Below are 8,163 nucleotides of genomic sequence, written 5' to 3'. Positions count from 1 at the left end.
ACCGGCGGCGATCACCATCGGCAGCGGAAAGAACTTCGATTTGAGGGCGGTTGATAAAGTCGGACATAAGGTCGGACTTATCATCGGATCGAACCCGAGATCAGACGGCCGCCGCCGGAGGTTTACGAATTTCCTGCTGTCATTTATTGCACATGCAGCCTCTTGTTGAGCCGAGTGAGTGGTGGTGCTCCCCCCGTTACTCGTGAAGTTAAGTACGAAAACACCGGAAGAATGTAACACAACTTCGGAAATCGAATTTCTCCGATGTTGCGATACTTTTCTCCGGTGTTTTGCTAACCAGTTGCCAGAAATATGCTGCATCGCTGAGCACCCGCTAAGGGTCAGCGAGCTCATTCTGACTCACCCTGAAATTGCCTCTGGTCAATACAGAACAAGTTAACTAGCCTGCCGATGTGGAGGTAGTGACATGAATTTCTTCCGTTTATACGTCGCAGGGATCGCCGCTGTCCTGTCTGTAGTGCTCCTGCTTGATCATATGTCATAAGCTCAAACGAACGATCATGCAGTTCGGGTGTTCAGGCGGCTCTTTTGAAAGCCTACTGTTAGCAAGTCATCGCGCTATTGCGGCTCTGATCCGAGCACCAAGCTCTCTGGGCCTGAATGGCTTGGTAATAACTTCTATTGCACCAGCTGCCAGCATTTCGCATTCGGCATGCTCGCCAACCCTGGCTGTCAGAAAGATAGCCGGAACATCTGCAAGGCCTGGAAGTTTCCTTAGTTTTTCGAGTGTTTGAAGGCCTGACATATCTGGCATCATGTAGTCGAGCAAAAGAACTTCTGGATTGAATTCAGTTGCCTTGGAGAGTGCAGCTTCCCCGGAACTACATTCGCACACCTCGAAACTGTCATAGAGCTCCAAGGAAATTTTGGTGATTTCAAGAATATCAGGCTGATCTTCAACTAGCAGTACCTTGATCATATTTGCCACTGTAAATTGCTAAAATTTAAAATTCCGCCCTGTCTCCGCACTTACTAGGTTCGATTATAGAAGTCACCAAATCTACAAAGACATCCTGATATTTTATATGTTTAAGGCGAAATAATGGCGTTTGCATTCTGAGTCTTGTAAGTAGCTCCCCGTATGCAACGCCCCAGAGTAAGCAAACTGGCACTACCTGTGAATCCTCAGATTAAAGTGGCCCTGCACCCACCAAACGCTGACAGGGCACTAAGTTCCCAAACCGCTAGTTGCAGAATCGCCGTTTGGCGGTGAACCTCTAGTTTCATTTTTTGGGAGCGATTTTATGGAAAGCCGCGAGCTAGTTTTTTTCGATGGTGTAAGCACCTATGGTCATGCAAATGGGATCATTCAACTCGACCTTACGGCGACACGCCTAACAGCCGACAAGAGCGGAGTGACCGCAAACAACATGCCAATTGGTGACCTCAGGTGTTCTATCACCACCGCGATTGCCCTACGCGATGCAATTAACCACGCACTTGATATGGCTGGAGAAGCTGCACGCCAAGCAGCAAGCGGAGAAGCCGATCCCAAACCAAACTGAAGATTCTAGCCATCGCGCCATGGGTAATTTCTTCAATGGGCATCGCCCTGCAACTTTCGGCCCATGGGTGCAAGTTGAGGACTTGGAGTTTCTGATGGCGGCAATAGTAGCTGGCTAAGCGCGCCCACAAATCCCTGCTCGACTTCAAATGATAGCGTCCTAGCAGCCAGTGCGTAGAGCCAAAGCTCCGCGTGCACGTTTTCCGTTTCTTGCGTTCTTTCAACAGCGGGTTTCACCTGCGCCAGATAGCAGTTGTACATACCCACTGTGTGTGGCGGCTGAATTTCGTGCAGATATCTCCCCAGAACACTACAGCGCAATCGTGTAACGTCTTGGGGCGTGAAGAACCCTAGCACATTCGCCGGGTCGTCTCTTGAGAACGTGTCAGGGGTCCACTGCATCACTCCGCCCCCATCGCTGCGGCTGTCCCCGCAAAATAAGGCGCAAGGCGGCTCTTTTGCCTCGGCGTCAGTTTCACGGTACCGGGATCAACCAGCAGGAGTCTGAACAACTCAGGGTCCGACACCGCATCGATAAGCAGCTTCTCAGCCTTGTCATTTTGCAGACTGCCTAGAATGCCCTTCATGCGGCTAGACGCCATGTTGGCCGTCTGGATCGAGGCCCCACTACTACCCCCGCCCATCTTGGCCCCCTGCTTTGCCGCGATAACCCGTGCCGCCATTTCAATCAGCCTGTTTGGCGAGCGCGGTGATAGTCCACCGATATCTGGCGCGGCTTTCCTCCCATCGCGAAGTTTCCGCAGTTCAGTGCCGATCATCTTCATGCGGTTGAGGTCCGCACTTGGCAGAGCTGTCCGCAGGGTCGCAGCAGTTTCCGGTGTTTGCAGGAGGCGCAGCATCGCATCGCCATTGAGGCCGTTGGCATCGGTGCTCTTGCGGATCACGTAATCAGCAAAAGAGCCTTTAAGGCCATCCATAGCCTTCCCAGACGCGTCCTTTCGCGCGGTGGCGACAAGTTCACGCGCCGCGACCGACGGCCTCTTTGCCTTAAATACCGTTTCAATCGCGGTCTCCGAAGGCCCCTGCGTAAATGCTGCTGTAACCGACTTGGCGGGGCTGTTTGCATTTTGCAAGGCACGCGCGCCTCGGTCCGCTGCGTTCGATGCCCGCGTTTGCGTTTTAATTGCTTCATCAAGGGTATCACGCAGGTAGGGAAAGCGCTGCAACATTTCTCCATTGTCGCGCATGAAGGACAGCGCGCCACGCTGGTTAAACGCCCCGTCAGGGCTAAATGCAGACCGGTTGAAGAGGCCAGTGACGAAGTCCTCCATCTGCGGATCGGCTGAACTGCCCGCTGCTTTCTGGATATCGTCCGCACCCACCGCACCGGTCGCGCCGCCCCGGCCAAGCGAGCGATTAAGCGTTAGGCCGGGGTCAATCGTCCTGTCCCCGTCGATGCTGCGCTTTAAGAGCTTGCCCACAACACCCTGACTGAAGACTTCGTGCATTTCGGCTGAGAATGCGCGGGCGTTGTCGATAGCTCTCCCGGCTTCTGTGACACCTGCGCCTGCGCCCATGTCTTCTAACACCGCGTCCGCAACTTCATCAGCGATGCGCGCCATATTACGCTGCTGGTTGTTGCCGCTACGTGCAGCGCGGGCTACCTCGCGCAGCTTGCTATAAAGGCCGTGCATCTCGCCAACGGTTTCGAACTCATCAAAACCATTGTTGGCAGTGGGGCCGAGCAGTTCTTGGACCACACGCGGGATATCGTCCTTCTGTGCCTTCGGTGTCTGCGCAATAAGGGCGTGCGCCTTCTGCCGGGCCGCTGTAGTGCCTACTTTGGTGTCTCGCGGCACTCTGGCCCACAAATTCGCTTCCTGCACCCTAGCGGCATTCTCAGCGGCTTTGATCTTTTCCGACACCTCTTGGCTGTTAATCATCTCGCTATTTTTGGCCGCAGGCCTCAGCGCCCCCTCTGTCGCGCGATCCACCATGCCAATGATGTTTTCGCGCCATGTCTTGCGGCGCTCGTTGAAGAAAGCTTGTGCGTCCGCAGGATCGCCGCCCATGCTGCGAATGTTCTGGGCTGCAACCTGCTTACCCTGTTCAGTCTGCTGCTCGATCCGCGCCCGTAGGTTCGGGTCGCGACGCATGGCCTCTTGCTCCAATCCTAGAAGGTTCTGGTCGCCGGTCTGCTGTGCCGGTGTAAGACCAATTTCGGTAGGGCCAACGTGCCGTGCCAACTCTGCCGCCCGTTCTGGCCCGCCTGCCAGTTCCTGCATCCGCTGACGTGCAACCTCCTTGCCGCCCGTGTTGGTGTAAGGCATGGCTGCGGTCTTCACTGCGCTTGTCAGCTTACGCGCACCAATTGCGCTAGGTGTAGACCGAACTGCGCCGGGGATAGCACCCACGCCTGCCCCACCTGCGATAGCCGCCGTCTGTTGCACCCATTCGGGCGCGCCCGCATCCTTGGCATGCGCTGCGCCAGCCTGCGCACCGCCCCCGGCAAACATTTCCGACACTACGCCGCGTGTTGTGTTCATTGCTTGCGAGGCGTCGTCAGCGATGCTGCCAAGAAGACCACCTGCACCGGAGAGGGCCTTTGCAACTGCTCCGCCAACCGGCGCTGCGCCAGCCGCCTCACCTGCACCGCGTGCGAAGTTCTCCATCAGCGTATCAGGCTCTGTCGTGGCCCGATTGACCCCGATAGCATCCATTCCCGCCTCTATGCCCACCTTGGCCGAACCAGTGCCTTCCTTGAACGGGTTGAGGGCATGGGGCTTATCGAATGGGTTGATCAGGTCGATGATACCGCCCGCGCTGTTGGCAATTCCTTGGTTCAACTGCCCCATCAGGCCGGAATCGTCCTTTGGCCCCAAGGACGCGGCAATTTCCTCCACCGTGGCCTCCTGCTGTTCAGGGGTGAGGCGGAGAAAGGCCTCATCGACTTTTACTCGCCGACCTTCGACGTTGAGGGTGATCTCGCTCATTGCTCAATCCTCCATGTTACGCCGCTACTGGTCTTGTTCCCGCCGTCGCTGCTGCCGAACCTTGCCAGCGCGCCCGTGACCTTCCCAAGGGCCGCGTTCAACGCCGCCTCCCGGTTGGTCAGAACCTGACGCTGTTGCGGAGAGATTGGTCCGCCAAGCTGCTGTCGAACCGTGCCTAGCTCCTGAGTAAAACTGCGTTCCAGGGCACCGAGTTTCGACTGTGCGTCACCGGGGCCGGAGAAGGTTCCGGTTTTCGGCGTCAGGTCTTGGATATTCTGCATCAGCCAACTTGGTACACGCTGGCCGTAGCCTTGCGTAATATCGTTCACCAAGTTCTCACGCAGGACTGCGAAGTCCGCCTGCGTCTTCTTCACCCCATCAAACGGCATATCTGCGCCTAGAAAGTCGGCGGCTGAGTTAATGCCGCCTTTTAGGATGCCTTCTATGCCAAAAGCGTCACTTGCTTCAGGCCCGACCTGTGCTGGGTTAGGGTCTACTATTGGAGCCACTTCGGGTGCAGATGTGTCGGCCCTGAATACGGGTTGGCCCGACGAAAGGTCGATCACCGTAACTTCACGGGTGACGGGGTCGACGGAAGTCTTGTAGACACCCTCTTTGATCCGGATTGCCACGTCACGCGGGATGCCGATGCTTTCTAGCCGGGCAATTTCCCGCTCTGCCTCGGAAGCTTCATCACCCTTCGGTGTTCTGTAGTCACCAACAACTTGGTAAGTGTTCGGGTCCACTAGCTGGCCGTTGATTTGAATCGGCTTTGCGGACTCATTCCTATAGTGGGCGACTACTTGGCTTAACGGTACACCACTTAGGAACGCCCCTGCTGCATCCTCGCCGTATTCGCGTCCTAACCATTGCGCCGTCTTGTTAGCCTGTTGCTGGGAAAGGGCTTTCGCCTGCGCTTCCTTGCGGTCTTCACGCCGTGCCTCCAGTGAACTCTGCCGGGCTGCGATACCTGCCATATTCGGATTAACTGTCGCACCCATGAGGCCCATTGCGATTTTGTCCGCGCGGTCTGCTGTCATGTTAGGAAATAGGCTTCCGAGAATACCGCCTGCTTTTTCTGGTTCCATAGTCGGAGCCTCCATAGTGTCAAAGCTGCTAAGAATTGAGCCACCGCTCGTTGAGACAGTAGGCGCGCGTTTTGACTGGGTTCGTGGTGCCTTTCCAATCGCTGTCATAGCGGCGTCAGCAATATCTTGGTTCGGCTGGTGAATGTGATTTGGATGGCCGTGAAAGGCTTCACTCAGCCAGTTGGGAGCATTTGCGCCCTTGCCGCCTGCGCCCCAGACGCCGGGATTGCCAAAGCCGACATGCACTCGGCCTGCGCGCATGTAGTCGTCGCCCGCACCCCAGCCAGTAAGGCCACGAGCTTTGCCGCGACGCACGATATCTTGAAAGATTGGCACGTCTTCCGGGTTGTTCCAGTCCAGCTTACGGCCTTGATAGTAAAAGTCCGCATCAGCCGCATGCCCGTGGTCATGTCGTGTCGATCCTGTACGCGGTCCACCGGACCCCTTCGGAGCCTGCCCACCGCTAAAAACGTGCATTTCAATACCCATTTCAGGCAGGTACGAAAGCGCGTCCACTAGTTTAGTTGAAAGGGGCTGGCTGCGAATAGCGCCCTTGTTGTTGTATCGGAGCCAACCCATCAGAGGAACGGCCCCAAGAAATCTAGAAGGCCACCTTGCTTTTCTGATGTACTAGTCGAAGTCTTGCCGGCAGCAACACCCTGTTGCAATCCAGCCAAGCCAGTCGCCGCCGTTCCGGTATAATCGGCCCACTGGCGTTGCGCCGCGTCCATAATTTGCTGTTGTAGCTGCCGCGCTTGCGCACCGTCTGCGGCCTGTCGGTCCGAGATGGTGTTGCCCATCTGGAAGCCAAGGGAGCTAAATCCCCCCAACTGCTGAGCGCCAGTCATCTGGTTGTTAAACTGGTTTTGCTGGAAGTTATTGAACTCGCCGCTGTTAAACCGCGCCATGTCGTTGCGCGCGCCCGCGTTGAAGCGCGATGTGTCCGACTGCAACCCGCTGTTAAAGCGCGCCATATCGTTTGCCGACTGCGCGTTAAACTGGCTCATCTGGTTGTTGGCGTTGGCACCGAACTGCCGCGCGGTGTTTTCCGCCCCAATCCGCTGCCCGGCAAGTGCTGTCTGCGCCTGAGCGTTGGCAAGGGATGCCGCAAGCGAGTTATTCGCCCCCGTCATGCGCGCTTGGTTCTGCGCGTTCATGTTGGCTTGGCCCGTGGTCAGGTCCGCTTGCTGGTTGGCAAGGTCGCCCTGCATCCGGTTGCTGATATCTTGGAAAGCCGCCTGTTGCGCGTTCTGATAGCCGGTGTTGTACAGCCCGCCGAGAGTTGCGCCGAGACGGTCATAGTAATTGCGGTTTGTCTCCGCGTTGGCAATGCCGTGACGTGACCCGCCAAACGCCCCTGCCGCTGTCATAGCGTCGTCGGCTTGGTTCTGGGCAATCAGACGCGCCCGTTCCATGTCCGCTGCGGTCTGGTCAATCACCTGCGATTGATACGGGTTCATGTATTGGCTCATGTCAGTATTGGCCAACTGAGCCGCCGTTACATCGCGCACCGGCCCCATTGTCGCTGCCGTGTACCCGCCGCCCCAAGCGTTGCCTGCCTCATAGCCCGGCTGGCCTACGCCCGTGAAAGCCTGATAGCCCTGAGCCTGCCCGTTAGTGACGTTCGCGTTATTCGCCGTTGCAGTGGCTGTACCGCCAAGCATGGGCCGAGCCATAGCGTTCTGCGCCATCGCGCCCTGAGTGCCCCCCACAGCGCCGTTATAGGCGTTTGCGGATGTGTTGTAGACGTTGCCGCCCGGTGCCTGCAAAGCCATTACCAGCCCCCCCAGAAGTCGCCGCCAGCAATGTCGCCAACGTCACCCGCGAAGTCGCCAACCGCGCCCGCGATATCGCCCAAGCCAAAGCCACCGCCTCGGCCACCGTGACCGGGAGAGCCGCCGCGCTCATTCGCTGGCCCGTCATGGAAGAACGGTTGTGCTTGCTGTTGTGCAAACGTCTGGCCCATGTTCGTGCCGTTCTCGCCTGTCACGGGATCGACAAAAAAGCTGTTGTAGAAGTCCAACTGACCGGGCCGGTTTTCCTTCATCCAATCCATTTGCTGATCGAACAGGGGCAGCGAGGAATAACCGCTGATGCCGTTGCCGTAGTCTGTCGCTTGCAAGACATTTGGCAATGCGCTTTCCATGCCGAAAGCGTTTGCCGCGTTTGCGTTGTTCTGCATTGCTGCCACCTGCGCCGGGTCAAAGGCAGCCACTTGGGGGCCTGCGTAAGGCATATGGCCCGCTTTCCCGATGTCGATAGAGCGCTGAAGCATCTCGCGTGCTGGCTCCGCCCACCAATCAGGGGCTTTCGTCGATGATTTCTCGCTACCGAGCAAAAAGCTCATTGTGTCCGCCCTTCCTTGCCACTACTGAGGTATTATAATACCCCATTATGATCAGCATTGCACGCCCCGATTGCTGCACTCACCTACCGACCTATCTGTCTGCCATTCTCAGCAACGTAGTCGACAAGGTCGCCCATTTGCTCCGCTCCAACTATCACAATTTTCTCAGCCCCTTCTTGTGGCATGGGGAAAGTGAAAAACGGGGCCTTGTGACCTTGGGCCAATGCCTCAAACTCAATTGCCTTTGCA

The 8,163-nt window shown here is 56.8% G+C and carries 6 protein-coding genes; 1 reads left to right on the top strand and 5 read right to left on the bottom strand.

Annotation, left to right across the window (positions count from 1 at the left end; all coding sequences use genetic code 11):
• Positions 1–571: 571 nt before the first annotated feature.
• Positions 572–940, bottom strand: coding sequence for a response regulator (locus J7392_RS23025; RefSeq protein WP_209219628.1), 369 nt, complete (start codon positions 938–940; stop codon positions 572–574).
• Between the two features lie 325 nt (positions 941–1,265).
• Between J7392_RS23025 and J7392_RS23020 the strand changes: the two genes are divergently transcribed.
• The gene (locus J7392_RS23020) at positions 1,266–1,526 is read left to right on the top strand and encodes a hypothetical protein (RefSeq protein WP_209219626.1); all 261 of its coding nucleotides are present in this window, start codon (positions 1,266–1,268) and stop codon (positions 1,524–1,526) included.
• A 400-nt stretch (positions 1,527–1,926) separates the two neighbouring features.
• Here the strand turns inward: J7392_RS23020 and J7392_RS23015 are convergent, their stop codons facing one another.
• From J7392_RS23015 to J7392_RS23000, 4 genes are read right to left on the bottom strand one after another with little or no spacing between them, the layout of a single operon-like run.
• On the bottom strand, positions 1,927–4,479 hold the full coding sequence (locus J7392_RS23015; RefSeq protein WP_209219624.1) for a hypothetical protein: 2,553 nt from the start codon (positions 4,477–4,479) through the stop codon (positions 1,927–1,929).
• Positions 4,476–6,146 (bottom strand): hypothetical protein, encoded by a 1,671-nt coding sequence (locus tag J7392_RS23010; RefSeq protein WP_209219623.1) that lies wholly within the window; start codon positions 6,144–6,146, stop codon positions 4,476–4,478. The genes J7392_RS23015 and J7392_RS23010 overlap by 4 nt, the downstream gene beginning before the upstream one ends.
• The gene (locus J7392_RS23005; RefSeq protein WP_209219621.1) at positions 6,146–7,342 is read right to left on the bottom strand and encodes a hypothetical protein; all 1,197 of its coding nucleotides are present in this window, start codon (positions 7,340–7,342) and stop codon (positions 6,146–6,148) included. Before J7392_RS23005 ends, J7392_RS23010 begins: the two co-directional genes overlap by 1 nt.
• Positions 7,342–7,914, bottom strand: a complete 573-nt coding sequence (locus J7392_RS23000; RefSeq protein ID WP_209219619.1) for a hypothetical protein — start codon at positions 7,912–7,914, stop codon at positions 7,342–7,344. Before J7392_RS23000 ends, J7392_RS23005 begins: the two co-directional genes overlap by 1 nt.
• Positions 7,915–8,163: the final 249 nt, after the last annotated feature.

The organism is Sulfitobacter sp. R18_1 (genome assembly GCF_017743915.1).
Classification (GTDB): domain Bacteria; phylum Pseudomonadota; class Alphaproteobacteria; order Rhodobacterales; family Rhodobacteraceae; genus Sulfitobacter; species Sulfitobacter faviae.
Note: the sequence above shows the minus strand (reverse complement) of the source record. Positions and strands in the feature narration are given on the sequence as shown.

Bases quoted from the DNA above. Each gene is read 5' to 3' on its own strand.
- J7392_RS23005 (WP_209219621.1), bottom strand. From the start codon at position 7,342: ATGGCTTTGCAGGCACCGGGCGGCAACGTCTACAACACATCCGCAAAC.
- J7392_RS23000 (WP_209219619.1), bottom strand. From the start codon at position 7,914: ATGAGCTTTTTGCTCGGTAGCGAGAAATCATCGACGAAAGCCCCTGAT.
- J7392_RS23020 (WP_209219626.1), top strand. From the start codon at position 1,266: ATGGAAAGCCGCGAGCTAGTTTTTTTCGATGGTGTAAGCACCTATGGT.
- J7392_RS23010 (WP_209219623.1), bottom strand. From the start codon at position 6,146: ATGGGTTGGCTCCGATACAACAACAAGGGCGCTATTCGCAGCCAGCCC.
- J7392_RS23015 (WP_209219624.1), bottom strand. From the start codon at position 4,479: ATGAGCGAGATCACCCTCAACGTCGAAGGTCGGCGAGTAAAAGTCGAT.
- J7392_RS23025 (WP_209219628.1), bottom strand. From the start codon at position 940: ATGATCAAGGTACTGCTAGTTGAAGATCAGCCTGATATTCTTGAAATC.